This is a genomic window from Halomonas sp. KM-1 (assembly GCF_000246875.1).
Lineage (GTDB): Bacteria > Pseudomonadota > Gammaproteobacteria > Pseudomonadales > Halomonadaceae > Halomonas > Halomonas aerodenitrificans.
Genome location: NZ_BAEU01000157.1, coordinates 11,409 through 38,222, shown reverse-complemented (window position 1 = coordinate 38,222; position 26,814 = coordinate 11,409). Strand labels below are relative to the sequence as shown.

The window sequence follows — 26,814 nt, the reverse complement described above, 5'->3', positions numbered from 1 at the left end:
CTGGATGAGCAGGATCGCTCGCGCTGGCATGCCGATGAGATCGAAGAGGGTAGTGCCCATGTGGGTATCGCGCTGCGTGGCGGCCTGCCCGGCGGCTATGCGGTGCAGGCCGCCATCGCCGCGTTGCACGCCGAGGCGGCGACTCCCGAAGAGACCGACTGGCGGCGCATCGCCGCGCTCTACAGCCTGCTTTACGCCATTCAGCCTACGCCGGTAGTGGCGCTCAACCGGGCCGTGGCGGTGGCCATGGCCGATGGGCTGCAAGCGGGCTTGGAGCAGCTCGACAAGATCCATCTTCCCGGCTATCACCTGCTGCCCGCCACGCGCGCCGACCTGCTGCGTCGGCTGGGGCGCCCTGGCGAGGCGGCCGAGCATTACCGCCAGGCCCTGGCATTGGTGACCCAGGGCGCCGAGCGGCGCTTTCTCGAGCGGCGCCTGCGAGAGGTCACGGCAGCGCACATCACTGTCGATTTTGCCGCTGCTGAATCGAAGACCCCATGAGCTTGGCCATCCGGGCCGGCTCAATGACTCACTCCATGTCTTACTCAACAACTGACTCGACAACAGGGAGACAAGACCATGAGCTATGTCGATGGATTCGTATTACCGGTGCCAGAAGGCAATCTCGATGCCTATCTGGAGATGGCCCGAAAGGCCGGGGAGGTCTGGCGCGATCACGGCGCGCTGGAATATGTGGAGTGCGTAGCCGACGACGTCAAGCCGGGGGTGCACACTTCCTTCCCCCAGAGCGTCAAGCTCGAACCGGGGGAGACGGTGATCTTCTCATGGATTCTCTATGCTTCGCGGGAGGAGCGCGACCGCATCAATGCCAAGGTGATGGAAGACCCGCGTATGGCGGACATGATGGATCCGGCCAATCACCCCTTCGATGGCAAGCGCATGATCTGGGGCGGCTTTCGTGAGGTGGTGAGGCTGCCTTGACGCAGCGTCAGACCAGCCAGGCCACGGCGAGCCCGAGCGTGGCCGAGGCCAGCAGCGGGCCGACCAGGCAGCGCGTCAGGCGGGCATTGCCCGCGCTGAAGGTCAGCACGACCTTGAACAGGTTGTTCACCGAAGCTGCCAGCACGATACCCGTCACGGCGGTGGCGGGTGTGATGGTGTTCGCCGCCATGCGACCCAGCGACAGGGCGATGGCATGCACGTCGGCGATGCCGGCGGTGGCGGCCAGCAGGTACAGGCCGGCATCCCCAAGCCAGGCGCGCAACCATTCACCCAACACCATGACCGCCGCCAGCAGGGCGCCTAGCAGCAGTGCGGCGCGCAGCTCCAGCGGGTTCTGGCTCATCGGACGTTCCGCCTTGAGATCGTGGCGGTGGCGGCGCCACAGCCACAGCGCAGGCAGGAAGAGGGCCAGCCCCATGGCCGCGAGTGGTGCCAGCATCTGAGGCAGCATGGCCGGGCCGACGAGGGCGGCATAGAGCAGCAAGCGGGGTAGCATGGTGCCGCAGGCCAGCAGAATGCCGGCGGCGAGCATCGGGGAGAACTGGGGTTCACGACGCGCCTGCCGGGCATATTGTAGGGTCAGGGCGGTGGAGGAGCTCAGCCCGGCGAACAGGCCGGTGAACAGGATGCCCTTCTCGGTGCCACCGAGTCGCACGGCAAAGTAACCGATGAACGAGATCGAGGCGATCAGTACCACCAGCCACCAGATCTCGTAGGGATTGAGAACGCCGCCGGGGCCCATGTCCTCGTTGGGCAGCAGCGGCAGTACCACCACGCTGATCAGTAGAAGCTTCAAGGCGGCATCCAGCTCGTTGGCATGGAGTTTGTGCAGCAACCCGTGAATCTCGCGCTTGTTGTCGAGGATCAGCGCCGTGACCACGGCACAGGCCGTCGCCAGGGCGATATCCACGGAAACCGCCAGGGCGCCGAAGCAGAAGGTCAGCAGCAGCCCGATCAGGCCGGTGATGCTGTAGTCGCCGCTCTTCTCCATGCTGGCTCGATAGCCGGCCAGCGCAATGCCGGCGACCGCCAGGAAGATCAATGGAAAGGCCCAGTATGTGAGTACCTCCGAGAGCAGCGCGGCCACGCCACCGAACAGGCCGATCAGTGCGTGGGTGCGCACTCCGGCCACGCGTTCGCCGGACTCCCGTTCGCGGGCGGACCAGCCTCGTTCGATACCGATCAGGGCCCCCAGCAGCAACGCCACGGCAAGCTCCATGAGTATCAGGTTATCGGAGAAAAAGTCGCTGACGAGGTCGTCCATGGCGCTTCCTTGTTCGTGGGCACGCCCTAAGAGTGGAACCTCGTCGCGTTGGCTTCAACCGCCCGCTCATGAAGGGGGAGTCTCTCCTGCTTGGCTGATATCCATATCGCATAAAATTACTTAAGAGAATAAAAAAAGGAATTTATATTCCCAAATATGATTATCTGATGCGGCAGCGAGACCATGAATTTTCAGCAATTGCGTATCATTCGCGAGACGGTGCGCCGAGGCTTCAATCTCACGGAAGCCTCAAATGCGCTCTATACCTCTCAGTCGGGGGCCAGCAAGCATATCCGCGACCTGGAAGAGGAGCTTGGCGTCGAGCTTTTCGAGCGGCGCGGCAAGCGCATCCTGGGACTGACCCAAGGCGGAGCCACACTGGTCGAGATCATCGAGCGCATCCTGCTGGATGCCGAGAATCTCAAGCGCTCGGCGCATCAGCTCACGCACGAAGATCAAGGTAGCCTGGCCATCGCCACCACCCATACCCAGGCCCGTTATGCGCTACCGCCGATCATTGCCCGCTTCAAGCAGATCTTCCCCAAGGTCCATCTCGAGCTGCACCAGTGCGGACCCGATGAGATCGTCTCGCTGCTCAAGGCCGGTAAGGTCGATATCGGCATCGCTACCGAAGCGCTCCACGAGGAGGGACAGCTGTTTGCCTGCTTTCCCTTCTACCACTGGTATCACGGCGTGATCGTGCCCGAGGGGCACCCCTTGGACAATGGCGAGTCCTTGACCCTCGAGCGCATCGCCGAGCACCCCATCGTGACTTACCATGAGGGTTTTACCGGGCGGGCACGTATCGATCGGGCCTTCTCCGCGGCCGAAGTGATGCCCGATATCGTGCTGACGGCACTGGATGCCGACGTGATAAAGACCTACGTGGAGCTCGGGCTCGGTGTCGGACTGATCGCCTCGATGGCTTATCACGAGGAGCGCGACCGGGGCCTGACCCTGCTCGATGCCAGTAACCTGTTGCCACGCAATACCACCTACCTGGCGTTGCGACGCGGTCATTTCCTGCGCGCTTATGCCTATCGCTTCCTTCAGTTGTGCCGGGAAGACCTGGACGAATCGACCGTGCAGCAGGTGTTGGCCGGCAAGGCTGCGTAAGCACTATTCGTGATAAGCAATCCATTTTATATTCGTTAATGTGCTTAAGCCGCGAGGGTAACCTGAGCGTATCACCTCATCAATGCCTCAGGAGTAACGCCATGACCCAACAGGCCATCCGCCCCCAACGCCGCCTTCTCCCGCTGACCGCCGCCGTGCTGCTGGGCGGCGCCCTGCTCACTGGCCTCGCTGGCAGCGTTACCGCTCAGGAGCGGGTCGAGCTGCTGAACGTCTCCTACGATCCCACCCGCGAGTTCTATCGCGAGTACAACCAGGCCTTCGCCGAACACTGGCGAGAGGAGGCGGGCCAGCAGGTCAACGTGCGCCAGTCCCATGGTGGCTCCGGCTCCCAGGGGCGGGCAGTGATCGATGGCCTGGACGCCGATGTGGTGACCTTGGCACTGGCCTACGATATCGATGCCATTCACGACCGCGCGGGTTTGATCCCCGAGGATTGGCAGTCCCGCCTGCCCAACAACAGCTCCCCCTACACCTCCACCATCGTTCTGCTGGTGCGCGACGGCAATCCCAAGAATATCCAGGACTGGGACGACCTGGTGCGGGATGACGTCGAGGTGATCACCCCTAACCCCAAGACCTCCGGCGGCGCGCGTTGGAATTACCTGGCCGCCTGGGGCTATGCCCTGGAGAAATACGACGGCGATGAGGAACGGGCCTACGAGTTCGTGCGCGACATCTACGCCAACGTGCCGGTGCTTGACCCCGCCGCTCGGGGTGCCACCAACACCTTCGTGCAGCGGCGCATCGGCGATGTATTCATTGCCTGGGAAAACGAAGCCTTCCTCTCTGTAGAGCAGCTTGGCCAGGGTGAGTACGAGATCGTGGTGCCGTCGCTGAGCATCCTGGCGGAGCCGCCGGTCACCGTGGTGGACGCCAACGTCGATCGCAAGGGCACCCGCGAGGTGGCGGAAGCCTACCTGGAGTTCCTCTACACCGATGAGGCCCAGCACCTGGCCGCCAAGCACTACTACCGGCCCAGCAATGAGGAGATCCTCGCCGAGTACGAGGAGCAGTTCCCAGAGCTGGAGCTGTTCACCATCGACGACGTTTTCGACGGCTGGAAGAACGCCCAGGAGACCCACTTCAACGACGGCGGCATCTTCGATCGCATCCTCGAGGAGATCAACGCCGGCTGAATGCTTGGTACCGCCGACACATGAAGAGGCGCCCTTGCCGGGCGCCTCACGACGTTGAGGATTCATCATGTCGATTGCCTTGCCCCGCCGCCGGGTCATTCCGGGCTTCGGGTTGACCATGGGCTTCACGCTACTTTATCTAAGTTTGGTCTTCCTGATTCCGGTGGGCGCCTTCCTGCTCTACACCGCCACCATGAGCTGGGAGACCTTCTGGAACGCCGTGACCCAGCGCCAGGTCGTGGCCTCCTACAAGCTCTCCTTCGGCGGCTCGCTGATCGCCGCCACCATCAACCTGGTATTCGGCGCCCTGGTCGCCTGGGTGCTGGTCCGCTACCGCTTCCCGGGCAAGCGCCTGGTGGATGCCCTGGTGGACCTCCCCTTCGCCCTGCCCACGGCCGTGGCCGGCATCGCCCTGGTCACCCTCTATGCTAGCAGCGGCTGGGTCGGGCAGTACCTGGAGCTGTTCGGCATTCGCGTCGCCTACACCCAGTTGGGGGTGATCGTGGCGCTGACCTACATCGGGCTGCCCTTCGTGGTGCGCACCGTGCAGCCGGTACTGGAGGACCTCGAGGCCGAGTGGGAAGAGGCCTCGGCCAGCCTGGGCGCCGACCGCCTCACCACCGTTCGCCGGGTCATTCTGCCGGCGCTAATGCCGGCGCTGCTCACCGGCTACGCCCTGGCCTTCGCCCGCGCCCTGGGCGAGTACGGCTCGGTGGTCTTCATCTCGGGAAACCTGCCGTTTCGCACCGAGATCACCCCGCTGCTGATCGTTGCCAAGGCCGAACAGTACGACTACCACGGCGCCGCTGCCATTGGCACGGTGATGCTGCTGGCCGCCTTTCTCATGCTGCTGGTCATCAATGGCCTGCAGTGGTGGACCAGCCGCCGGTACGGACAATAACAGGAGCCCCTCGTGACCACTGCGACCACCGTTCTGGAAACCCAAGACACCCTCGCCAAGCGCTGGCAACGGGCCACCGAGGAGCCCGCCTGGCTGCGCCTCACGCTGATCGGCACGGCGCTCACTTTCCTGGCTCTGTTTCTGGTGCTGCCCCTGTCCGTGGTGCTGTATGGCGCCTTCGAGCAGGGACTCGGTGTGTGGTATGCCGCTATTCGCGACCCCGACGCCATGGCGGCGATTCGCCTGACCCTGCTGATCGTGGCGATCGTGGTGCCGCTCAATACCCTGTTCGGCATCGCCGCTGCCTGGGCCATCGCCAAGTTCGAGTTCCGCGGCAAGCCGCTGCTGATCTCACTGATCGACATGCCCTTCGCCATCTCGCCGGTGGTGGTGGGGCTGATCTTCGTGATCCTGTTCGGCTCCCAGGGCTGGCTTGGCCCGTGGCTGTCGAGCCACGACCTGCGCATCATCTTCGCCGTGCCCGGCATCGTCATCGTGATCGCCTTCGGCACCCTGCCGTTCATTGCTCGGGAGCTGATCCCGCTGATGCAGCAGCAGGGCAAGGAGGAAGAGGAGGCCTCGCTGACGCTCGGGGCCAGCGGCTGGAAGACCTTCTGGCATGTCACCCTACCCAACATCAAGTGGGGGCTGATCTACGGCATCATTCTCTGCAACGCCCGCGCCATGGGGGAGTTCGGCGCCGTAGCGGTAGTCTCGGGCCGTATCCGCGGCGAGACCAACACCATGCCGCTGCACATCGAGGTGCTCTACAACGAGTACATGTTCACCGCGGCCTTCGCCGTCTCCTCGCTGCTCACCGGCCTTGCCCTGGTCACCATCGCCATCAAGAGCCTGGTCGAGTGGCATGACGAACGTCGTCAACGCCTCGCCGTCCTCTGACACGCACGCTTCAGGAACTCTCCGCCATGAGCATCGAGATCGATCACGTCAACAAGCACTTTCGCGACTTCGTCGCCGTCGACAACGTCAGCCTGACCTTTCGCGAGGGTGAGCTGACCGCCCTGCTCGGGCCCTCGGGGTCGGGCAAGACCACGCTGCTGCGCATCATTGCCGGCCTGGAGCAGCCCGACACCGGGCGCATTCGCTTCCACGGCGAGGACACTACCGATCTGCACGTCAGCCAGCGCGGTGTCGGCTTCGTCTTCCAGCACTATGCATTGTTCAAGCACATGACCGTGTTCCAGAACGTCGCCTACGGGCTCACCGTGCGCCCGCGCCGCGTTCGACCCGGCAAGGCCGAGATCAAGCGCAAGGTCATGGAGCTGCTGGAACTGGTCCAGCTCGACTGGACCGCCCACCGCTATCCCCATCAGCTTTCCGGCGGGCAGCGTCAGCGCATCGCTCTGGCCCGTGCCCTGGCGGTGGAGCCCAAAGTGCTGCTGCTCGATGAGCCCTTCGGTGCCCTGGATGCCAAGGTGCGTGCCGAGCTGCGGCGCTGGCTGCGTCGCCTGCACGATGAGATCCATGTCACCAGCGTCTTCGTCACTCACGACCAGGAAGAGGCGCTGGAGGTCTCGGATCGGGTAGTGGTGATGAACAAGGGGCGCGTGGAGCAGGACGGCTCCCCCGAGGAAGTCTACGATCACCCGGCCAACCCCTTCGTCTATCAGTTCCTGGGCAACGTCAACCTCTTCCATACCCGCGTGCATGACGGCGTGGCGCGCATCGGCGACGTGGCGCTGCCCGCGCCGGAGTACGAGGGTTACCGCAACGAGCAGGGTCAGGCCTACGTGCGCCCCCACGAGATCGAGGTCTTCGCCGACGCCCAGCATCAAGATGCCCTGCACGCCAAGGTGGAGCTGGTCTCGGTGGTCGGCCCCACGGTGCGTCTGGAGCTGCGCACCGACAACAGCGAGGCGTTGGTGCACGCCGAACTGCCCAAGTACCGCTACCGGGCGCTGGGGCTCCAGCAGGGCGGTGATGCCTGGATTCGCCCCATCCACAGCCGGGTATTCCTGCCCGACTCGCAAGTGAGCAATGGATAAGCGCAATGGATAAACAAGGGCGCCGTCGCAGCGTTGTCCATGCCCTTTGGCAGGGATGCTTGCGCTGGTGGCGAGCGCCTGGTGGGAGCCAGTGCGGCGGCAAGCCGTGGTTCGGCCCGCCGGATATTCGCGATTGGGTCGACGGGCCTTGAAACCCAGCGTCAAGCGCGTTGGCTGACTGCGCTCGCCCCCCCATCTAGCATCTCGCCCATTAAGTTGCCACTGACCAGAGTTGGCTCCAGAGGCGTGACGATACCGAGATCTCCTGGGTTGTCGACCATCGGCCACCAGACCGTCAAGCCCGCTGTACGCGCCTCGCGATTCCACTGCGTGAGCCTTGCCCAGTGCTGGCGCCCCTGGCGGGCCAGGCTCATGGCATGGGGTTCGGGCGTGACCCACTCAACACCAGCGTCCAATAGCTGGCGCCAGGCCGAGGGCTCGGTATCCAGCGGTACTCCATGAGCCAGCAGGTGGTAGCCATGTGCGTGAAAGCTTCGGCTTGCATCATGCGCGTGAGCGTCCGTCAACAACCGTAGTGCGCTCAGGCGCAGCACGACCTGGCGTGGGTATAACCCCAGGCGAGCCAACAGCGCCTCGAAGACCGTCCCATGGGAGGCTTCCACGGCTTGGAGATGGCGCCAATGAACGTCGACGATCAGCGGGGCGGCATCGACCCCATGGCGCGAGAGGTGGTGCAAGGCATGTAATACGCGCAGGAAACGGTCCAGAAAGATCACATCCTCCCTATCCCAGCTCAGGAAATAGAGCGGGTCGGTCGTCTGTTGGGCACTATGGTGGTCAAGCAGTTGGATATGGCTGTCGTGGGCCACCGCCGAGAGACCGGCAAGCTCGAAGATAGGCTGCTGGCCTGGCTGTACGCGCTTGCCCGCCAGTTCGGCAGACACCCTGCCGTTCTCATAGAGAAAGCGGGCATGTCGACGCAGGCTGGCTTGGGGGTTGAAGGCCTCTAGATGGGCATTGAAGTAATCGATCACTTGGGTGAGGGGCATGTCGGCTCTCCTTGTCAGATGACGATCAGGGTGGGCGTGCCGCGGTCAGAAAAGAGCGCGCCCGCTTCGAGGTAGCGCTCAGTGCACCATGCCCCAGCGCTTGACGGTGATGCGTTCCAGGCTATTGAAGATAAGGTTCTCCACCAGCAGGCCGATCAGGATCACCACTACAAGACCGGCGAAGACGTTGTCGGTATAGAGTTCGTTGCGGTTCTGGAAGATGTACCAGCCAAGCCCGCCCTGCCCGGAGGAGGCGCCGAACACCAGCTCGGCGGCGATCAGGGTGCGCCAGGCGAAGGCCCAGCCGATGCGTAACCCGGCCAGTAGAGCCGGCAACGCGGCGGGGATCAGGATATGCGCCACGTAGCGCAGGCCGCGCAGCCCATAGTTGCGACCGGCCATGCGCAGCGTCTCGGAGACCCCCTGGAAGCCTTGGTGAATATTGACGGCCATCGGCCACAGCACCGAGTGCACCAGCACGAAAACCAGGCTGGCCTCGCCAAGGCCGAACCACAGCAGCGCCAGGGGCAGCAAAGCGATGGCCGGCAGTGGACTGAACATGGATGTCAGACTGCTGAGCAGGTCGCGCCCCAGTCGGGTGGAGACCGCCAGCGTGGTGAGTGCAAGGGCCAGCACGGCGCCCAGGGCGTAGCCCTTGAGCAGCACCGAGAGCGACACCGCACTGCGCTGGATCAGGGTGCCGGAGACAAGCCCCTGCCAGAGAGCCGTTGCGGTATCGCTGGCACCGGGAAGTAGCAGAGGGTTGGCCTGATAGCGGGCGGCCAACTCCCACAGGAGCACGAGTGCCAGCAGGATCATCCCTTTGCGCACGGCGCTCAGATCCCAGAGGCGTTGCCAGTGGGGGCGAGCCACTGCCAGCTCGCTGGGCTCGACAGGGGGCAGGTCGTGTATTCGGTCGGGCCGGTTGTCGCGACCGAGGCTCAGGGTATGCAGGCTCATGACGGCCTCTCGTGCTCGAACAACAGCCGGTGAATCTGCTGGGTGCGCGCCTTGGTGGCGGCGCTGCCGAGGCTCGACAGGCTATCCGTCTCGCAGCCCAGTTCGGCGCGAACGCGTCCGGGGTGAGGTGAAAGCAGCAGCACCCGGTTGCCGATGATCTGCGCCTCCTCGATGGAGTGGGTGACGAACAGCAGGGTGAAGCGGACCTCTTCCCAGAGGGCCAGCAGCTCTTCCTGCATCTTGCGTCGGGTCAGCGCATCCAGCGCGGCGAAGGGCTCGTCCATCAGCAGGATACGCGGCTGCATGGCCAGCGCCCGGGCGATGGCGACCCGCTGCTTCATGCCGCCGGAGAGAGTGTGGGGATAAGCATCGGCGAAGGCGGCGAGCCCCACCTTTTCAAGCGTCGCCAGGGCTCTTTGTTCCGCTTCGCGGCGCCCGAGGGTGCGCGAGGCCAGCAGGGGGAACATCACGTTCTGCTTGACCGTCTTCCAGGGCGGCAACTGGTCGAACTCCTGGAATACCACCACTCGGTCGGGCCCCGGTCCGGCGACCCGCTGGCCATCGAGCCGGATCTCTCCCTCTACCGGTGAGAGAAAACCGGCCACCGCCTTGAGCAGGGTAGATTTGCCGCATCCCGAGGGACCCAGCAACACGTAGCGGTCTCCTTCCTGCACATCGAAGCTGACCCGCTGGGTGGCCTTCACCACCTGGCGGGGCGTGCGGTACTCCAGGGTGACGCCATCCACCGCCAGGCGCGGTGTGCCGGTTTGTGGGTGCGGTGTGGTGCTGGCTTGCCGCCTGGCCAGTGAAGTTGCCGTAGCTGCCGTCATCAGCTTCCCTCCCAGGCATGAGCCTCGTCGAAGAAGTACTCTTGCCAGCTTTGCGGCAAGTGGCCAATCGCCTCCACCTGATGCAGAAACTCCGCCAGGGGGTAGGTGTTGCGCGGCACCAGCGAGAAGCTCACCTGCTCGTCGGTGATCAGGGTCGTTAGAAAGTCATTGTCCAGTTGGCTGCCGGTGACGCGGCGGTATGTCTCTGCGGCGCCGGCCGGATCTTGCTCGATATAGTCGCGGGCCTCGGCCAGGGCCTCCAGAAAGACGGCATATACCTCGGGGTTCTGCTCGCGGTAGCGCTCGGTGGCATAAAGCAGTGTGGGAGAGATCGGTCCGCCGAAGATCTCGTAGGAGTCGGTCACCTTGTGGATGCCTTCTTGCTCCAGCGCCTGATACTGGAAGGGGATGGCCGAGAAGTGAGCGCTGATCTCGGTGCCGTTGGAGAGCAGGGCGGCCGTGGCATCCGGGTGCGGCAGTGAGACGGTATTGGCTTCCAGCCGATCATAGGACTCGAGGCCGAAGGTATCGGCCACCGCTTTCTGCAGGAAGCGCGACTGCACCGACACCCCGACGGCGGGTACGGCGATGCGGTGTTCGGGGCCGAAGTCCTCGAGCGAGGACACCGCGGAATCGTTGGTCAGCAGAAAGTTGGGAAATTCGCCCAGCGAGGCCACGCCCTTGACGTTGGCACTTCCTCGGGTGCGATCCCATACCGTGAGCAGCGGGCCCACGCCGGCACTGGCAATATCGATCGCGCCGGAGAGCAGCGCGTCGTTGACCGCCGCGCCGCCGGAGAGCTGGCGCCACTCCACCTCGATGTCGAGGCCCCGTTCGGCCCCGAGCGTCTCGATCAGTTCCTGGTCGCGGATGACGTGCAGCAGCAGATAGGTAATGCCGAACTGCTCGGCGATGCGAATGCGTTCGTTGGCTTCTACGGGCTGTCCGCCGGCGGTAGTGGCCAAAGCCAACAGGGCGATTGCGGCGACACGAGAGTGCTGTATTGGCATGGAAAGCTCCCAGTTCCAGGATGAGTCAAGGAACCGTCACCTTGCCGACGCCGCAAAGTGTTCGCCAATGAGTTGTCCTGCTGTGCAAATCACTTAACCAGTGAAATGTTTTTCAGCTCTTGTCGAATCCGCTTATCGTGATGTATTAAGCGGGAATTGCCATTGGGAAACTGCCATGGCCACTGCTTGTATAGGGCAGCTCAATCCCTGAAATACGGAGAACTCTCATGCCCGAACAAGCGCCCAAGGTGAGGAAATTAAGCGGCCATATCGGTGCCGAGATCAGTGGCCTGGATCTGGCTAGACTGGACGAACGGGAGTTTAAACGACTGCATGACCTGTTTTTGGAGCATCAGGTTCTCGTGCTGCGCGACCAGATGCTGACTCGCGACCAGCATATCGCCCTCGGGAAGCGCTTCGGCGAACTCCATGTCCACCCCATGGCCAAGGGGCCGGAAGGCTATCCGGAAATATTCCCTATCGAGGCGGGGGCCAACTCCTCCAACGATCCCAAGGCGATCCGCGCAGGCAAGAAAGCCGTCAATGGTGGGCATTGGCATTCGGATGTCTCCTGCGATCCGGAGCCGCCGTTGGGGAGCATCCTCTACCTGCGCGAGGTGCCAGAATTCGGTGGCGACACCCTGTTCTCCAGCGGTTATGCCGCCTATGATGCGCTGTCGCCCGCCATGCAGAACTTCCTCGAGGAGCTGACCGCCGTGCACTCCGGGGAGGCCACCTACCGACTTCACTACGGCGATCAACGCGCTCAGGACCGCAGCCGCTTCGGCATCAAGAGCGAGACTCCCTACCCCGAGGCGTTGCACCCGGTGGTCCGCCGCCATCCAGAAACCGGGAGAAAGAGCCTGTTCGTCAATCGGGGGTTCACCCGTGAGATCGTCGAGCTGGGGCATGCGGAGAGCCAGGCCCTGCTGGAGTTTCTCTATCGTCATCAGGAGACACCGGAGTTCCAGGTGCGCGTGCAGTGGACTGCCAACACGGTGACTCTCTGGGACAATCGCTGCACCCAGCACCGTGCCGTCTTCGACTACGCTGGCCAGGTGCGACGGGGAGAGCGAGTGACGGTCAAGGGTGATCGCCCTGAGCCCGTGTTGCGACATGAGTCGCTGCCATGGGCGCTGGCGGGATCCTGACTAGAGGCTTCCGTCAGTACTTCGGTAGGCCTGATAGAGATCATCCAGCAGCGGCCCCACATGGGCCAATAGGGTATCGTCATCCGAACAGCGTTCCCGGGCGCCGCTGAGCATCAGCTGAAGCCCGGCCGCTTCCGGCACGGGGGCGCCGCCGACATCTAGGTAGTGGACCAGTTCGCCGAGCCGGGCCAGGGCGGTATCGCCTTCCAGCGCAAAGCTCACCAGCAGTACCTCAAAGGTGACCTTGTCATCGACATGGGTAAAGGCGGCCCCGTCAAAATCGAACCCCAGCGCCTCAGGTGGGCACTCCCCCGGGGTTTCCAACCACAGGAAGCGCGCCTCGGGGTCGATAAAGCGCTGGATCAGCCAGGCCGATGCCACGCGATCCACCCACAGGTGTCGCCGCGTGGCCCACAGCCGCCCGCGATATGCTTGCCGGTCGAGGCGGGGTATCGCTGCTCGGGTGGCTTGGGGCTCGTCGGGTACGAAGCGGCGATTGAAGGCGGCTTCGGCGTCGGCCAGCGCGGCGGCGGCCTGCTTCCTTGCCGCCCCCGGGAAGAAGTCGATCTCGACGATGGCCTGAAAGCGCCGCTGCAGTTGCAGCAAGCGGCGTTGCGCCTCGCGTGCGTTGAGGCGGGGGAGCTGCCGATGCCACGCGGCCAGCGGCTCCTGCAGCTCAGCATATTCCTCGACTCGCTCGAACAGTTCGGGCAGACCCTCTGTGCTCGTCATGGCGTCTTCATCTGCTGCCAGCAGCAGGGCTCTGCCGCCCATCTCCTCGATGGCCTCGGCCTGCTGTCGCAGCGCGATGAAGCGGTCTTCGCTGGCCGGCAGCAGGTAAACGCCATCGCGCAGCACGGCGGCCCCCAAGGCGCGAAGCGCCCGCCAGACTCGCATGCGTGGCGTGCCTGCTCTCCCGCTCAGGCTCATGACCAAAACCAGCCAGCGTCTGTCGTCTGTCATGTCATCTCATATCGTTGTACGCGTAACATGAGTGTTATACGCTTTACATCCCAATGCTGCCATCATCTTCGTGAGCGTATCCATGCCCCCTGTCAACGAAACGCCCCATCAGGTTCCCTTCCGCGAGGCCGTGATGGTCTGGCTACGGGTGGCCATGCTGAGCTTCGGCGGCCCGGCCGGCCAGATTGCGGTGATGCATCGCATCCTCGTCGAGGAGAAGAAGTGGATAGGTGAGAAGCGTTTTTTGCATGCGCTCAACTACTGCATGATGCTGCCCGGGCCGGAGGCCCAGCAGCTGGCGATCTACATCGGTTGGCTGATGCACCGCACCAAGGGCGGTCTGGTGGCGGGCAGCCTGTTCGTGCTGCCCGGCTTCATCGCCATTCTGGCGCTGAGCTACCTCTATGCCGCGCTGGGCAACGTGGGCCTGGTGGAGGGCCTCTTTTTCGGCCTCAAGGCAGCCGTACTGGCGGTTGTGCTCCACGCCGTGGTGCGCATCGGCAAGCGGGCTCTGCGTAACCGGGTGATGGTTGGCCTGGCGGCGGGGGCCTTCGTGGCGATCTTCTTTCTCGAACTCGCCTTCCCGTTGATCATCCTGGGGGCGGCCTTGATCGGTTTCTGGGGCGGCAAACGCGGCATGACCGCCTTCCAGGCGGGTGGTGGCCACGGCGATGGCGGCGGACCGGGGCTCAGCGACCGTGATTCTCTGCTCGGGGAGGGGCTGCCGGCCCATGCGCGCCCAAATCGCAGCTGGTCGCTGCGCGTCTCGGCAATCTTCCTGCTGCTGTGGTTGACGCCGGTGGCGCTGCTGCTGGTCACGCTGGGGGGCGACAACGTGTTCAGTCAGATCGCCACCTTCTTCAGCAAGATGGCGGTGGTCACCTTCGGTGGCGCCTATGCCGTGCTGGGCTATGTGACCCAGGAGGCGGTGCAGAACTACGGCTGGCTGGCCCCGGGGGAGATGCTCGACGGCCTGGGCATGGCCGAGACCACGCCGGGCCCGCTGATCCAGGTGGTGCAGTTCGTCGGCTTCATGGGCGCCTATCGCGAGGCCGTCGGGCTCGACCCCATGCTTGCGGCGACCCTGGCGGCGGTACTCACTACCTGGGTGACCTTCGTGCCCTGTTTCCTGTGGATCTTCCTCGGTGCCCCCTACGTGGAGCGGCTGCGTGACAACCGCGCTCTCAGTGCTGCGCTCTCGGCCATCACCGCCGCGGTGGTGGGGGTGATCCTCAACCTGGCGATCTGGTTCGGTCTTCACGTGATCTTTGCCGAAGTCGTCGAGCGGCATCTGCTCGGGGTGCGCCTGCTGATTCCGCAGTTCGGCACGCTGGATCCTCTGGCCCTGCTGCTGGCCGCCAGCGCCATGGCCGCCATCTTCCACTTCAAGATCGGCATGCTCAAGGTACTGGGCGGCTGTGCGCTGTTGGGTGTGCTGTTCTCTTTGGTTTTCTAGATGCCAGCCGGAGCAGGAGGAGTAACGGCATGGCGGGCCGGCGCCATGGGTGCCATGCTGAACCCATGACCTGCAGCCTTGCCGGAGAAATCTATGTCGTTGCCAAAACTCGGGAGTTACCTGCTGTCGTTGCTGTGCGGTGTCGCGCTGCTGGCGGCCTCGATGGGTGCCGCCAGCGCACGGGAGCTTGCTGCCGAGATTGACGAGATGGTCGAAGTAGAGATCGCCACGGTGGGGGTGGCCGGCTTCGGCGGCCCGCCCGTGGTGCTGCTTCGGGAGCCGGGGGCTCGCGAGGTGATCCCCATCTTCATTGGCGTCAACGAGGCTGGTGCCATCCTGCGCGGCCTCGCCGGAGAGCGTTCGCCGCGGCCCATGACTCACGACCTGCTGAGCGATGTGCTGGGTGAGATGGAAGCCACCCTGGAGCGTGTGTATGTCGATGCCATCGTCGACCACACCTTTCTCGGCATGCTCGAACTGAGCCTGCCGGGGCGCGACGAGCGGGTGCGTATCGACAGCCGCCCCAGCGATGCCATCGCTCTGGCCATCCATGCGGGGGCGAGCATTCACGTGGCGCCTCAGGTGCTCGAGGCAGCACGGGACATCGAGTACGAAGGCCTGGACGATCAGGTGGTGGTGGCGCTCGGCATCACCGTGGCGCCGGTCACCGCTGACCTGCGCGAAGCGCTGGGATTACCCGACCAGCCTGGCGTGTTGGTCAGTGACGTGCGTGGCCCAGCGGCCGACGCCGGCCTGGAGCCGGGCGCGCTGCTGCTAGAAGTGAACGGTGAGGTGCCCGAAACGCCGCTGCGCTATCTCGAACTGGTGCGCGACACGGCCGTGGACGAAGACGCCCGGCTACGCTACTGGCAGCAAGGCGAGGAGTACGAGATCGAGGTCACCACCGACGTGCCGCCGCGTGAGCCCATGCCGAGGCCCAGGCAGGACGTGCCTGGTATTCGTACATGAGACCTTTAAAGAAACCTTTCAGGTGAATTATAATGCTCTAATTATAATTAATTAAATTCTCCTAAAGTTACTTATACTGAGGCCGTTAAGTGTATTGAGGCCGCAGTTTTCTTCATTGGATATTCCGCTCAGGTGAAGCATGAGTTAGAGCTTTTGCCCTTTGTGATGGCATCGCCAAATCAGTTGTGACGCTTGTTGCTAGAGCGCTGCCCTGAAGGAATGGCTCATTGAGGAAATTGTCGGCTGTGTGTACGACATAGACACGGAGACGGCAATGACGATTACCATAAAAGCAAGACTCATCATGTTCAGCATCATGTTTCTTGCCTTTCTGCTGCTGGTGAGCGGGTTTGGACTAAGTGGCATGAATACCAGCAACCGAGCCATCCAGACCGTATACGAAGATAGACTCATTCCCACTATACAGCTAACTCGAATCGACGAGCTCATGCGTGAGAATCTCATTGCCATGAGCCAAATGGTGCTGAATGATCCTCGCTTGGAGCGAGGCGGTGAAGAGGCCCGTTCATTTGGCGACATACAAGCCGACATAGAAAACAATGCCGAAGAGATAGACGTCACTTGGCAAGCGTTCACCGCGCATCGACTGACAAATGAAGAACGTCAGCTCGCTGAAATGTTCGAAACCCGTCAGGGAGAATTTGTTGCCACAGGGCTCGAGCCGGCGCTGGAGTACTATGCGAATGGTGATTTTGCGGCCGGTAATCGCGTATACCAGCAGCTTACGCTCCCTCTCTTCCAGGCTGCCAACGATGTGGCTCATGAATTGATCGACTTGCAAGCGGCAGTTGCTCAGGATGAATTTTCCAGCGCCCTGGATTATTACGTGTTCGAGCGAAACCTCATCATTGGCGCCTTTCTTCTCGCTTTGCTGGTTTCGGTTGGCATGAGTTGGTGGTTGATTCGCGCCATCGGGCAGCCGCTCAAGCGCATGATGGAGCATTTCTCGCTCATGGCCAAAGGCGATCTCAGCCAACCCATCGAGACTGGGGCGAAGGACGAGGTGGGGCTTGCCTTGAGAGCACTGGCTGACATGCAGGAACAGCAGCGCGAACTGATCGTCTCGATCCAGCAGTCGGCAGGAAACATAGCCACGGGCTCAGGGCAGATAGCCTCGGGAAATACCGATCTTTCCCAGCGAACCGAAGAGCAGGCTTCCAGTCTGCAGGAAACCGCAACCAGCATGGAGCAGGTTGCCGCTACGGTTAAGCAGAATACCGAGCATGCGGCCCAGGCTAACCAGCTGACCCGCGAGGTGAGCCAAAGTGCCGAAACCGGGGGTGAAAAGGCCGACTTGGTGGCGGGAAAGATGCGCGAGCTCAACGAGAGTTCGGAGAAGATCAGTGGCATCATCGAAGTCATAGATGGCATTGCTTTCCAAACCAATATCCTCGCCCTCAACGCCTCGGTGGAGGCGGCTCGTGCCGGCGAGCAGGGCCGTGGTTTTGCCGTCGTTGCGCAGGAAGTACGCAATCTGGCTCAGCGCTGTGCCGATGCGGCGCAGGAAATTCAGTCACGGGTGGATCAGAATGCTGGGATCGTCAAGGAAGGAAGCCTGCTGGTCGATGAGGCGGGTACGGCGATGGATGAGATCGTGACAGGCATAAAGCGCGTGACCGAATTGATGGATGAAGTGGCACGCGGCTCTCAGGAGCAGAATGCTGCCGTCGAGCAGGTGAGTGTAGCGGTGAACCAGATGGACCAGGTGACCCAGGACAATGCGGCTCTGGTTGAGCAGACGGCCAATGCCTCGGCGTCATTGGAGCAGCAGGCGAGGGAGCTGAGCGAAGCGGTGAGGTCCTTTAAAATTCATCGCCAGGATCCGAGTCAGGCTGCTATCTCAGGCCGGATTGTTGCCAAGAGTACGGCTACCTTGGTCGCGCCGCCCGCTGAGCGTCATGACCCCCGGCCGAGTCAGGCCAAGCGACAGCTGGAACCGGAGTGGGATAGCTTCTGACACGCTGGTATCAAGCGCTCCCCCAGAGTGGGGAGCGCCGCCACGCATCGAGATATCTCTGAGATCTCTCTTTAATCTCCGTCGTGTAGCCGGGTCAACCCCTCCTGGGCGGTGGAGGCCACCAGCCGACCGCTGCGGTCGTAGATGCTGCCGCGGGCGAACCCTCGGGCACCGCCGGCCCAGGGGCTGTCCATGTCGTAGAGCAGCCAGTCGTTGACCTGCACGTCGTGGTGGAACCACAGCGCGTGGTCGAGGCTGGCGATCTGCAGTTTGGGGTCGCGGAAGGTGATACCGTGCGGCACCAGCGCCGTAGTCAGCAGGTTGAAGTCGGAGCTGTAGGCCAGCAGGTAGCGGTGCAGGGCAGGATCGTCGGGCAGCTCGCCGGTAAGGCGGAACCACAGCCGTTTGCGTGAAGGCTGCCCCGGCTCGGCTTCGTCGCCCAGGTGCAGGAACTCGATGGGGTGACCGGGAAAGCGCTCCAGGCGGGCGCTGGGGTCCTGGGCCAGGGCCTCGGGCGTTGCCAGTTGGGGCATCGCCATCTGGTGCGCCATGCTCTCTTCGCGGCCATGAAAGGAGGCGCTGCAGAAGAAGATCGGGCGCCCCTTCTGAATGGCGGTGACACGCCGGGTGGTGAAGCTGGCGCCATCGCGTACGCTGTCGACCTGATAGACTACCGGGCGGTGAGGGTCGCCTGGACGCAGGAAGTAGCCATGCAACGAATGCGCCTGGCGCGAGGCATCTACCGTGCGGGTGGCCGCCGAAAGCGCCTGGCCGAGTACCTGGCCGCCGAACAGCTGTGGCAGACCCAGGTCCTGGCTGCGGCCGCGGAACAGGTTCTCCTCGATCTCTTCCAGGCCGAGTAGGGCGACGAGCTGGTTCAGGGCGTCGGACATGTGGCTTCCTCAGGGCGTATCATACGATTGTTTCAGGCATCAGCATAACGGAGTCCACGCCGATGCGCAGTGACGAATTCTACATGCATCGGGCGCTGGACCAGGCCCGTGAAGGGCTGGCGGCCGGCGAGGTGCCGGTGGGGGCGGTGGTGGTGAGCCCGGCCGGAGAGATCGTGGGAGTGGGCTTCAATGCGCCCATCTCGGGTCACGATCCCAGCGCTCATGCCGAGATTCGTGCCCTGCGCGATGCCGCCCGGCGGCTGGGCAACTATCGTCTGGATGGGTGCACGCTCTACGTCACCTTGGAGCCCTGCCTGATGTGTACCGGGGCGATCATCCATGCGCGCATCGCCCGGCTGGTCTACGGGGCGGCGGAGCCGCGCACCGGCATGGTCGAATCGAAGGCCAACCTGTTCGCCCAGCCCTGGCACAATCATCGGGTCACGGTTGAGGGTGGCGTGCTGGCCGCGCGCGCCGCCAAGCTGCTCAAGGCCTTCTTCGAGGCCCGGCGAGAGCGTGACGAAGCGGCATCAGGCCCGCTCGGCGATCACTAGTGGCGGAGCCGCCTTGACCCGGTTGCGGCCCTCGGCCTTGGCGCGATAGAGGGCGTCGTCGGCGGCCTGCATGATGACGGCAACGTCCAACGGGCCGTCGATCAGCGTGACCACGCCTATGCTGGCGGTCAGAGGTTGGCCGTCATGGTGCAGCAACTTGGCATCCACGAGATGTCGGCGCAGCGTATCGGCGATGTCCAGCGCCTGGATGGCATCGACCCGTGGCAGGCAGGCGACGAACTCCTCGCCACCGTAACGGGCGAACAGTCCGCCTTGCGGTTCGATCAGCTCGCGCCCTATCTGGCCCAGTTCAATCAGGTAGCGATCTCCCACCAGGTGGCCCTGGTGATCGTTGATGTGCTTGAAATGATCCACATCGCAGATCAATACGCTCAGCGGACGCTGTGCTCCATTGGCCTCGAGCGCCTCCATGAACAGGCGCCGGTTGGGTAGTCGTGTCAGTTCGTCATGCCGGGCAAGCCACTCGACCTCCTCCTGAAGTTGGCTACGCATGCGAATTTCGCGCCGCAGCACCCGGTTGGTGTCGCGTACCCGCCGATGCTGGCGTGCCAGGCGGGTGTAGCCGTGCAGCACCAGGTAGAGCAGATAGGCCAGGGTAAGCCCGGTGATCAGCGTGACCACCGGGTGGCGCGGCAGGCGCTGCAGCAGCTGGGCATGACTGGGTTGGACGCTGAGCAGCAGCGGTGTGCCTGCCACGTCGAGCTGTGTCTGGTGGTGCCAGGGCGCGAGCCGTGTGTCAGGCATTCGGTTGGCCAGGATTTGCTCTCCCTGGCTGAGAACCAAGCCAAAGTGACGGCCATCTACCTCACGAAACAACGCCTCGGCCAGCATCGGTAGCCCGATGACCATGGCGACGGCGCCGAGAGTACGCTGCCCATCAGTGGGAATCGGCAGGTAATGAATGATGCCGGGTACGCCCTGCAGCAGCATGATTACGTCGGTTCGGCCGATGCGCTGTTCGAACAGCGCCCGGTTCACGGCCTCGCGCCCGGCGGGCTGTACATCGAAGAGGCGCGCACCTAGCACTTGAAGGTTGATGTCGCTGGGTGGGTAGACGCGAGTAAGGCGACTGTCGGGATCGATGAAGGCGATATTGAGCAGATAGCGAAAATCGCGATGATACAGCGTTGCCTGGCGCGACCATTCTTCCTGGCTGGGAGGCGCATCGAACAGCGTCCAGACGTTGGCGAAGCGCTCCACCGCCGTCAAATGATCCTGAATTTCACGCGTGAGGCGCTGGCCGAGCTGCCTGGCTTCCGCCGCGACGGTGCCGTGCAGCTCCCGCTCGGTCACGTTTTTCTGGTGATACCACAGCAGCAGCACGGCCAGCACGAGAGCCAGAGAGGGCACCAGAGCCCGCCTGAGTGGAGCGGCGTGAAGTCGCCAGCCCGGCAGCGCAGCCACGCTCAGACCGGCCAGCAGTAGCCCCAGGGACAGCGTGGTCCAGAGGCCGGCTGCCATTCGCAGCAGTGGCGCCTCCGGAGCGGCAGCGTCGAGCAGTCCTTGTGCACTCAGCAGCACGGCCATGACCAGCAACAGCGGGCCGCCCAGCGTGGACTGAGAGTGGGTGGCGATGAGTACGGCTACGAGAATCAGGCTCAGGGTCGTCAGTAAGGCCGGACGCCATACCTCCAGCGTCAACCCCTGGGCCAGACCGTGGCTCATGGCGTCCCAGCTTTCCAATGTCACCCAGTATTCCGGCAGGGCATAGCTGGCCAGGGCCAGGGTCAGCGGCAGCATCACGGCACCTACCACCCCCTTGGCCAGCGACCGCCCACCCAGCAGCATCATCAACTGAGCCAGGATGAGCAGTCCGGCAAGGCCCAGCGTGACGATCTCGTGCAAGGGGGCCTGGTCGCCGCCCACGCCGACGAGCCCCAGGGTAAGGGGAACGAATGCCAGGTTGGTCAACAGGGTGGCATGGCGGGACATGGGTACCCTCTACTGGTGGAGGGGGGAGATGATATCGAACAACGGGAATTCCTCATCCACGCCATTTGGCGCTTCGTTCAACTGCAGATACTGCTGCTGGCTGCGGTCGACGTACGACAGGATCTCGTAGTAGCGGCGAATGTTGCGCACGTAGATCACCGGCTCGCCGCCCCGCGCATAACCATGACGGGTCTTGCTGTGCCATTCGCGCTTCTGCAGCAGCGGTAGCGCCTCGCGTACGTCTTCCCAGCTGTTGGGGTCTCCACCCAGTTCCTCGGCGATACGGCGGGCATCGTACAGATGCCCAAGCCCGACGTTGTAGGCTGCCATGGCCATGTAGAGGCGGTCGTCTCCTTGTATCGACTCGGGCAGCCGATCCTTTAACTGACGCAGGTAGCGTGCCCCACCGTCGACGCTCTGCACCGGATCGAGGCGGTCACTCACGCCCATCTCACCGGCGGTGGGCAGGGTCAGCATCATCAGCCCCCGCACGCCGGTAGGCGAGGTGGCCTCGGGGTCCCAGTGCGACTCCTGATAGCCCAGCGCAGCCAGCAGCTTCCAATCGAAGCCCGTGTTACGCGCTGCTTCGCGAAACAGCTCGGCATAGGTGGGCAGGCGCTCGTTGAGGTGCGCGATGAAGACCCGCGCGCCGACGTACTCAAGGTAATCGTCATGGCCGAAGTGCCGGGCCACCAGTTCGTCGAGCACGCCTGCCTGTTTCAAGCCGTACAGGAAACGGTTGGCCGCCTGTTGCAGCCCCAGGCCGCCGCTGGCAGGAAAGGCCCAGGCCATGGAGAGTGGCTTGCCCAACGGAAAACCTCGCTCCACGCCGGGGAAGAAGATCCGGTTGATGCGGAACTGATGCTCGAAGACCACGGCGGCATCCAGGTAGCCACCTTCCACCTGACTCAACAGCTCGGCGACTTCCACCTCCGAGGATTCGCGCCACCCGAGCTCCGGATGTTCCGCCTGCAGCTCGCGCAGCACGCGATCGGTGCCCGAGCCGCGGATGGTGCCGATGGTCAGGCCGGCGAGAGCTTCCGGGTCTTTCACCGGCGGCAGGCCGCGACGATAGACCAGCAGCGGTTGCAGGTCGAGGATCGGGCGACTATAGATAAGGTCGGGTTGAGTCAGATCCAGTGGCAGGGCCGCCGCCGCCAGATCGCCCTCCTGACGCACCGCGTCCAGCGCGCTTTGAATGTGGTGCCGGGCATCCAGTGTCAGGCTGACGCCGAGATACTCGGCGAAACGGCGCATCAGCTCGTACTCGAATCCGGTCGGGCCGTGACGCCCCTCGTAATAGGTGGTTGGCGTATTGCGCGTATGGATGCTTATGAAGTCGCGCTCGCGCACCTCTTCCAGCAGTCCGCTGACAGGCTTGAAATGGCGGTAGGGGGTCAGGCACAGGACGACCCCCAGCAGCAGTATGGCGGCCAGGCGCAGACGGCTCAGCAATATACGATTCGCGAACTCGGGCATTCAGCTGACGATCGGCGATGAGAGCTTCACGATAACGGCCCGAGACACGGCTGTCATCCGCTGCATTTCGTCTGCCCGCTGCTTTCCAGTATCATAGCGCCTTTCTTCGCCGCCGCGCGGCCCTTCCTCCGCTTGCTTCAGAGGCTTCAAGACATGCTCGAACTTCGAGGCGCGCCTGCCCTTTCCGCTTTCCGTCACGACAAGCTGCTGGCTGCCCTGCGCGCACGGGTTCCCGAGGTCGAGTCCCTGCACGCTTCCTACGTGCACTTCGTGGATATCGACGGTGAGCTATCCGACGATGAACGGAGCCTGCTCGGCCAGTTGCTCGACTATGGCATCAAAGACGACGGCGTCAAAGACGGCGCCCAGGGAGATGCCGACGGCCAGCTGTTCCTGGTGGTGCCGCGCATTGGCACCCAGTCGCCGTGGTCGTCCAAGGCCACCGATATCGCCCGCAACTGCGGCCTGGCGCGGGTGCGCCGCCTCGAGCGGGGCGTCGCCTATCGTGTGACGCTCAAGGCGCCGATGTCGGAAGCGGCCTTCATGGCGATCCGCGAGACTCTGCACGACCGCATGACTGAGAGCGTGCTGGTCGATGCCTCCGATGCCGCCCAGCTGTTCGCCCATCACGAGCCGGCCCCGCTGGGGCGGGTGGACATTCTCGAGGGCGGCCGGGCGGCGCTGGAGCAGGCCAACGTCGCGCTGGGCCTGGCTCTGGCCGAGGACGAGATCGACTATCTGGTCGAGGCGTTCCGCGAGCTTGCGCGCAACCCCACCGACGTCGAACTGATGATGTTCGCCCAGGCCAACTCCGAGCACTGCCGGCACAAGATCTTCAACGCCGACTGGGTGATCGACGGCGAGGCGCAGAGCCATTCGCTGTTCAAGATGATCAAGAACACCTACCAGGCTTCGCCCGACGACATTCTCTCCGCCTACAGCGACAACGCCGCGGTGATCAAGGGCAGCGAGGCGGGGCGCTTCTTCGCCGCACCGCTGACCGGCAAGGCCGCCGAGCGTGCGGTTTACGCCGCGCATCGCGAGCCGATCCATATCCTGATGAAGGTGGAAACCCATAACCATCCCACCGCCATCGCACCCTATCCGGGGGCGGCCACCGGCGCTGGCGGCGAGATCCGCGACGAGGGGGCCACGGGCATCGGTTCCAAGCCCAAGGCGGGCCTGACCGGCTTCACCGTGTCCAACCTGCGCATTCCCGAGTTCGTCCAGCCTTGGGAGGCCTTCGACTACGGCAAGCCCGAGCGCATGCAGTCGGCGCTGGCTATCATGCTCGAAGGACCCATCGGCGGAGCCTCGTTCAACAACGAGTTCGGCCGCCCCAATCTGACCGGCTACTTCCGCACCTACGAGCAGGACACCCTGGGTGCCGGCGGCATCGAGCGGCGCGGCTATCACAAGCCGATCATGCTCGCCGGCGGTTACGGCAACATTCGCGATGGCCACGTCCAGAAGGGCGAGATTCCGGTCGGCGGCAAGCTGATCGTGCTGGGCGGCCCGGCCATGCTGATCGGCCTGGGCGGCGGCGCCGCCTCGTCGATGGCCTCCGGCACCTCCAGCGCCGATCTCGACTTTGCCTCGGTACAGCGCGACAACGCCGAGATCGAGCGCCGCGCTCAGGAAGTGATCGACCGCTGCTGGGCGTTGGGCGAAGCCAACCCCATCCGCTTCATTCACGACGTCGGCGCCGGCGGGCTCTCCAATGCCTTGCCGGAGCTGGTCAAGGACGGCGGGCGCGGCGGCCTGTTCGACCTGCGTGCGGTGCCCAACGCCGAGCCGGGCATGAGACCGCTGGAGATCTGGTGCAACGAAGCCCAGGAGCGCTACGTGCTGGCGGTGGCGCCCGAGGATCTCGACACCTTCGATGCGCTGTGCGCCCGCGAACGCTGCCCCTACGCGGTGGTCGGCGAGGCCACCGAGGCGCATCACCTGGAGGTGCGCGACGGCCACTTCGAGGCCCAGTCCATGGCCAGCAAGCCGGTCGACCTGCCGATGAGCGTGCTGTTCGGCAAGCCGCCGAAGATGCAGCGCGAGTTCCAGCGCCAGTCGCTGGAGCTGCCCGGCGTGATGCTCGACAACCTCGACCTGCGCGAGGCCATGGAGCGCGTGCTGCGCCTGCCCACGGTGGCCTCCAAGAGCTTTCTGATCACCATCGGCGACCGCTCCATCACCGGCATGGTGGCCCGCGACCAGATGGTCGGTCCGTGGCAGGTGCCGGTGGCCGACGTCGCCGTGACCACGGCGAGCTACGACACCCATGCCGGCGAGGCGATGGCCATGGGCGAGCGCCCGCCGGTAGCGCTGATCGATCCGGCCGCCAGCGCCCGCCTGGCGGTAGCCGAGACCATCACCAACCTGGCAGCCGCGCCGATCGCCAAGCTGTCCGACATCAAGCTTTCCGCCAACTGGATGAGTGCCGCGGATCACGTCGGTGAGAACCAGGCGCTGTTCGATGCCGTGCATGCGGTGGGCATGGAGCTGTGTCCGCAGCTCGGCATCGCCATTCCGGTGGGCAAGGATTCCATGTCCATGCGCACCGCCTGGCAGGCCGAGAGCGACAAGGGCGAGAGCGAAGAGAAGAGCATCACCGCACCGCTGTCGCTGGTGGTCACCGGCTTCGCCCCGGTCACCGATGCGCTGAAGACCCTGACGCCGCAGATCAACCTGGAGCAGGACGAATCCGATCTGATCCTGATCGATCTGGGCGGCGGCAAGAACCGTCTGGGCGGCTCGGCGCTGGCGCAGGTCTACGGTCAACTCGGCAACGAGTGCCCCGACCTCGACGATCCCGAGGATCTCAAGGCGTTCTTCGCCGTGATCCAGGGGCTCAACGCCGACGGCAAGCTGCTGGCCTACCACGACCGCAGCGACGGCGGCCTGCTGGTCACGCTGCTGGAGATGGCTTTCGCCGCCCATGCCGGTCTCGAGATCAAGCTCGATTGGCTGATCGACGAGCCGACCCAGGCGGTGGATGCGCTGTTCGCCGAGGAGCTCGGTGCGGTGATCCAGGTCAATCGTCAGTACACCGAAGAGGTGCTGGCCCAGTTCGCCGCTGCGGGTATCGAGACCTGTGGCGTCATCGCCCGGCCGCGCTACGATGACCAGGTACGCGTGACCCTGTTCGAGGAGCCGCTGCTCGAGACCACCCGGCTGCTGGCCCAGCGTACCTGGGCCGAGACCAGCTATCGCATGCAGGCGCTGCGCGACAACCCCGACTGCGCCAAGAGCGAGTTCGACGGCCTGCTCGACGGTCGCGACCCGGGCCTCTCGGCGAGCCCCGCCTTCGACGTGAACGAGGATGTCGCGGCACCCTTCGTCAACACTGCACGCCCGGCGGTGGCCATTCTGCGCGAGCAGGGGGTCAATGGCCACCTGGAGATGGCCTGGGCCTTCCACCACGCCGGCTTCGAGTCGGTGGACGTGCACATGAGCGACATCCTCGCTGGACGTGTCGATCTCGCCTCGTTCAAGGGGCTCGTCGCCTGCGGTGGCTTCTCCTATGGCGACGTGCTGGGAGCTGGTGGCGGCTGGGCCAAGTCGGTGTTGTTCAACCCGCGGGCGCGGGAGCAGTTCGCGGCATTCTTCGAGCGCGACGACAGCTTCGGCCTCGGCGTGTGCAATGGCTGCCAGATGTTCTCCCAACTGAAGGAGCTGATTCCCGGCGCCGACAGCTGGCCGCGCTTCGTGCGCAACGAATCCGAGCAGTTCGAGGCCCGGGTGGCAATGGTTCAGGTGGAGCAGAGTCCCTCGATCCTGCTTGCCGGTATGGAAGGCTCACGGCTGCCGATCGCCGTGGCTCACGGTGAAGGACGCGCCGAGTTCCGCGACAGCGCCCACCTGCGCAGCATGCAGGGCAGCGCTCAGGTTGCCCTGCGCTACGTCGACAATTATGGTCAGGTCACCACCCACTACCCGTCCAACCCCAACGGCTCGCCTTCCGGCATCACCGGACTCACCACGCCGGATGGACGGGTGACCATCATGATGCCGCACCCCGAGCGTGTGGTACGGGCGGTCACCAACTCCTGGCGGCCTGCGGAATGGACCCGCGACGGGGCCTGGATGCGGCTGTTCCGCAATGCCAGGATATGGCTGGGCTGATCTTGCCCCGGTCTCGAATGGGAATCGAGGCGGGCAAATGAAAGAGGCGGCCTCGGGCCGCCTCTTTGCTTCATGCTGTTCT

21 protein-coding genes and 1 pseudogene are annotated in these 26,814 nt (G+C 64.0%); 13 read left to right on the top strand and 9 right to left on the bottom strand.

Going from position 1 to position 26,814, the window contains the following annotated elements; genetic code table 11:
* Both B8115_RS23670 and B8115_RS20695 read left to right on the top strand, forming a co-directional pair.
* A pseudogene (locus B8115_RS23670) lies at positions 1–501 on the top strand (RNA polymerase subunit sigma-24); the annotation flags it as partial.
* Between the two features lie 78 nt (positions 502–579).
* Entirely contained in the window at positions 580–942 is a 363-nt protein-coding gene (locus B8115_RS20695; RefSeq protein WP_010629769.1) for a DUF1428 domain-containing protein, read from the top strand.
* Positions 943–949: 7 nt separating this feature from the next.
* Here the strand turns inward: B8115_RS20695 and B8115_RS20690 are convergent, their stop codons facing one another.
* Entirely contained in the window at positions 950–2,227 is a 1,278-nt protein-coding gene (locus B8115_RS20690; protein WP_010629768.1) for an MgtC/SapB family protein, read from the bottom strand.
* 183 nt (positions 2,228–2,410) lie between these two features.
* On the opposite strand from B8115_RS20690, the gene B8115_RS20685 reads away from it, so the two are divergent.
* From B8115_RS20685 to B8115_RS20665, 5 genes are all read left to right on the top strand, one after another.
* A complete protein-coding gene (locus B8115_RS20685) occupies positions 2,411–3,343 on the top strand; it encodes a CysB family HTH-type transcriptional regulator (RefSeq protein ID WP_010629767.1) in 933 nt (310 codons plus the stop codon).
* 101 nt (positions 3,344–3,444) lie between these two features.
* Positions 3,445–4,500, top strand: coding sequence for a sulfate ABC transporter substrate-binding protein (locus B8115_RS20680; protein ID WP_010629766.1), 1,056 nt, complete (start codon positions 3,445–3,447; stop codon positions 4,498–4,500).
* A 67-nt stretch (positions 4,501–4,567) separates the two neighbouring features.
* A complete protein-coding gene (gene cysT / locus B8115_RS20675) occupies positions 4,568–5,401 on the top strand; it encodes a sulfate ABC transporter permease subunit CysT (protein ID WP_010629765.1) in 834 nt (277 codons plus the stop codon).
* A gap of 12 nt (positions 5,402–5,413) precedes the next feature.
* Positions 5,414–6,301, top strand: a complete 888-nt coding sequence (gene cysW / locus B8115_RS20670) for a sulfate ABC transporter permease subunit CysW (RefSeq protein ID WP_010629764.1) — start codon at positions 5,414–5,416, stop codon at positions 6,299–6,301.
* A gap of 26 nt (positions 6,302–6,327) precedes the next feature.
* On the top strand, positions 6,328–7,407 hold the full coding sequence (locus B8115_RS20665; protein ID WP_010629763.1) for a sulfate/molybdate ABC transporter ATP-binding protein: 1,080 nt from the start codon (positions 6,328–6,330) through the stop codon (positions 7,405–7,407).
* A 161-nt stretch (positions 7,408–7,568) separates the two neighbouring features.
* Here the strand turns inward: B8115_RS20665 and B8115_RS20660 are convergent, their stop codons facing one another.
* From B8115_RS20660 to B8115_RS20645, 4 genes are all read right to left on the bottom strand, one after another.
* Complete coding sequence (locus B8115_RS20660) at positions 7,569–8,417, bottom strand: hypothetical protein (protein ID WP_010629762.1); 849 nt, start codon at positions 8,415–8,417, stop codon at positions 7,569–7,571.
* A gap of 78 nt (positions 8,418–8,495) precedes the next feature.
* Entirely contained in the window at positions 8,496–9,377 is an 882-nt protein-coding gene (locus B8115_RS20655; protein WP_010629761.1) for an ABC transporter permease, read from the bottom strand.
* Positions 9,374–10,207: an ABC transporter ATP-binding protein gene (locus tag B8115_RS20650; protein WP_010629760.1), complete on the bottom strand. Its 834-nt coding sequence runs from the start codon at positions 10,205–10,207 to the stop codon at positions 9,374–9,376. Before B8115_RS20650 ends, B8115_RS20655 begins: the two co-directional genes overlap by 4 nt.
* Positions 10,207–11,217 carry an ABC transporter substrate-binding protein gene (locus B8115_RS20645; protein ID WP_010629759.1) on the bottom strand — a complete coding sequence of 337 codons (1,011 nt, stop codon included), beginning with the start codon at positions 11,215–11,217 and terminating at the stop codon, positions 10,207–10,209. The genes B8115_RS20650 and B8115_RS20645 overlap by 1 nt, the downstream gene beginning before the upstream one ends.
* 227 nt (positions 11,218–11,444) lie before the next feature.
* Here B8115_RS20645 and B8115_RS20640 point away from each other — a divergent pair, with 227 nt between their 5' ends.
* Positions 11,445–12,368, top strand: coding sequence for a TauD/TfdA family dioxygenase (locus B8115_RS20640; protein WP_083861905.1), 924 nt, complete (start codon positions 11,445–11,447; stop codon positions 12,366–12,368).
* Here B8115_RS20640 and B8115_RS20635 read toward each other — a convergent pair whose 3' ends face one another.
* Positions 12,369–13,331 carry a chromate resistance protein ChrB domain-containing protein gene (locus B8115_RS20635; RefSeq protein ID WP_026038277.1) on the bottom strand — a complete coding sequence of 321 codons (963 nt, stop codon included), beginning with the start codon at positions 13,329–13,331 and terminating at the stop codon, positions 12,369–12,371.
* Between the two features lie 82 nt (positions 13,332–13,413).
* On the opposite strand from B8115_RS20635, the gene chrA reads away from it, so the two are divergent.
* The 3 genes from chrA to B8115_RS20620 all read left to right on the top strand — a co-directional run bounded on the left by chrA (position 13,414) and on the right by B8115_RS20620 (position 17,734).
* Positions 13,414–14,787 (top strand): chromate efflux transporter, encoded by a 1,374-nt coding sequence (gene chrA / locus B8115_RS20630; protein ID WP_010629755.1) that lies wholly within the window; start codon positions 13,414–13,416, stop codon positions 14,785–14,787.
* Between the two features lie 93 nt (positions 14,788–14,880).
* Positions 14,881–15,756, top strand: coding sequence for a bifunctional nuclease domain-containing protein (locus tag B8115_RS20625; protein WP_035591798.1), 876 nt, complete (start codon positions 14,881–14,883; stop codon positions 15,754–15,756).
* 274 nt (positions 15,757–16,030) lie between these two features.
* Positions 16,031–17,734, top strand: a complete 1,704-nt coding sequence (locus B8115_RS20620; RefSeq protein WP_141638680.1) for a methyl-accepting chemotaxis protein — start codon at positions 16,031–16,033, stop codon at positions 17,732–17,734.
* Between the two features lie 71 nt (positions 17,735–17,805).
* Here B8115_RS20620 and B8115_RS20615 read toward each other — a convergent pair whose 3' ends face one another.
* Positions 17,806–18,627 (bottom strand): acyl-CoA thioesterase II, encoded by an 822-nt coding sequence (locus tag B8115_RS20615; protein ID WP_010629752.1) that lies wholly within the window; start codon positions 18,625–18,627, stop codon positions 17,806–17,808.
* A gap of 62 nt (positions 18,628–18,689) precedes the next feature.
* Here B8115_RS20615 and tadA point away from each other — a divergent pair, with 62 nt between their 5' ends.
* Positions 18,690–19,181, top strand: coding sequence for a tRNA adenosine(34) deaminase TadA (gene tadA, locus B8115_RS20610; RefSeq protein ID WP_010629751.1), 492 nt, complete (start codon positions 18,690–18,692; stop codon positions 19,179–19,181).
* On the opposite strand, the gene B8115_RS20605 is transcribed toward tadA, so the two are convergent.
* The gene (locus B8115_RS20605) at positions 19,158–21,134 is read right to left on the bottom strand and encodes a diguanylate cyclase (RefSeq protein WP_010629750.1); all 1,977 of its coding nucleotides are present in this window, start codon (positions 21,132–21,134) and stop codon (positions 19,158–19,160) included. The genes tadA and B8115_RS20605 overlap by 24 nt on opposite strands.
* A 9-nt stretch (positions 21,135–21,143) precedes the next feature.
* A complete protein-coding gene (mltF, locus tag B8115_RS20600) occupies positions 21,144–22,613 on the bottom strand; it encodes a membrane-bound lytic murein transglycosylase MltF (RefSeq protein WP_010629749.1) in 1,470 nt (489 codons plus the stop codon).
* A gap of 153 nt (positions 22,614–22,766) precedes the next feature.
* Here mltF and purL point away from each other — a divergent pair, with 153 nt between their 5' ends.
* Positions 22,767–26,732, top strand: a complete 3,966-nt coding sequence (gene purL, locus B8115_RS20595) for a phosphoribosylformylglycinamidine synthase (RefSeq protein WP_010629748.1) — start codon at positions 22,767–22,769, stop codon at positions 26,730–26,732.
* Positions 26,733–26,814: the final 82 nt, after the last annotated feature.

Bases quoted from the DNA above. Each gene is read 5' to 3' on its own strand.
- B8115_RS20695 (WP_010629769.1), top strand. From the start codon at position 580: ATGAGCTATGTCGATGGATTCGTATTACCGGTGCCAGAAGGCAATCTC.
- B8115_RS20690 (WP_010629768.1), bottom strand. From the start codon at position 2,227: ATGGACGACCTCGTCAGCGACTTTTTCTCCGATAACCTGATACTCATG.
- B8115_RS20685 (WP_010629767.1), top strand. From the start codon at position 2,411: ATGAATTTTCAGCAATTGCGTATCATTCGCGAGACGGTGCGCCGAGGC.
- B8115_RS20680 (WP_010629766.1), top strand. From the start codon at position 3,445: ATGACCCAACAGGCCATCCGCCCCCAACGCCGCCTTCTCCCGCTGACC.
- cysT (WP_010629765.1), top strand. From the start codon at position 4,568: ATGTCGATTGCCTTGCCCCGCCGCCGGGTCATTCCGGGCTTCGGGTTG.
- B8115_RS20665 (WP_010629763.1), top strand. From the start codon at position 6,328: ATGAGCATCGAGATCGATCACGTCAACAAGCACTTTCGCGACTTCGTC.
- B8115_RS20660 (WP_010629762.1), bottom strand. From the start codon at position 8,417: ATGCCCCTCACCCAAGTGATCGATTACTTCAATGCCCATCTAGAGGCC.
- B8115_RS20655 (WP_010629761.1), bottom strand. From the start codon at position 9,377: ATGAGCCTGCATACCCTGAGCCTCGGTCGCGACAACCGGCCCGACCGA.
- B8115_RS20650 (WP_010629760.1), bottom strand. From the start codon at position 10,207: ATGACGGCAGCTACGGCAACTTCACTGGCCAGGCGGCAAGCCAGCACC.
- B8115_RS20645 (WP_010629759.1), bottom strand. From the start codon at position 11,217: ATGCCAATACAGCACTCTCGTGTCGCCGCAATCGCCCTGTTGGCTTTG.
- B8115_RS20640 (WP_083861905.1), top strand. From the start codon at position 11,445: ATGCCCGAACAAGCGCCCAAGGTGAGGAAATTAAGCGGCCATATCGGT.
- B8115_RS20635 (WP_026038277.1), bottom strand. From the start codon at position 13,331: ATGACAGACGACAGACGCTGGCTGGTTTTGGTCATGAGCCTGAGCGGG.
- chrA (WP_010629755.1), top strand. From the start codon at position 13,414: ATGCCCCCTGTCAACGAAACGCCCCATCAGGTTCCCTTCCGCGAGGCC.
- B8115_RS20625 (WP_035591798.1), top strand. From the start codon at position 14,881: ATGTCGTTGCCAAAACTCGGGAGTTACCTGCTGTCGTTGCTGTGCGGT.
- B8115_RS20620 (WP_141638680.1), top strand. From the start codon at position 16,031: ATGACGATTACCATAAAAGCAAGACTCATCATGTTCAGCATCATGTTT.
- B8115_RS20615 (WP_010629752.1), bottom strand. From the start codon at position 18,627: ATGTCCGACGCCCTGAACCAGCTCGTCGCCCTACTCGGCCTGGAAGAG.
- tadA (WP_010629751.1), top strand. From the start codon at position 18,690: ATGCGCAGTGACGAATTCTACATGCATCGGGCGCTGGACCAGGCCCGT.
- B8115_RS20605 (WP_010629750.1), bottom strand. From the start codon at position 21,134: ATGTCCCGCCATGCCACCCTGTTGACCAACCTGGCATTCGTTCCCCTT.
- mltF (WP_010629749.1), bottom strand. From the start codon at position 22,613: ATGCCCGAGTTCGCGAATCGTATATTGCTGAGCCGTCTGCGCCTGGCC.
- purL (WP_010629748.1), top strand. From the start codon at position 22,767: ATGCTCGAACTTCGAGGCGCGCCTGCCCTTTCCGCTTTCCGTCACGAC.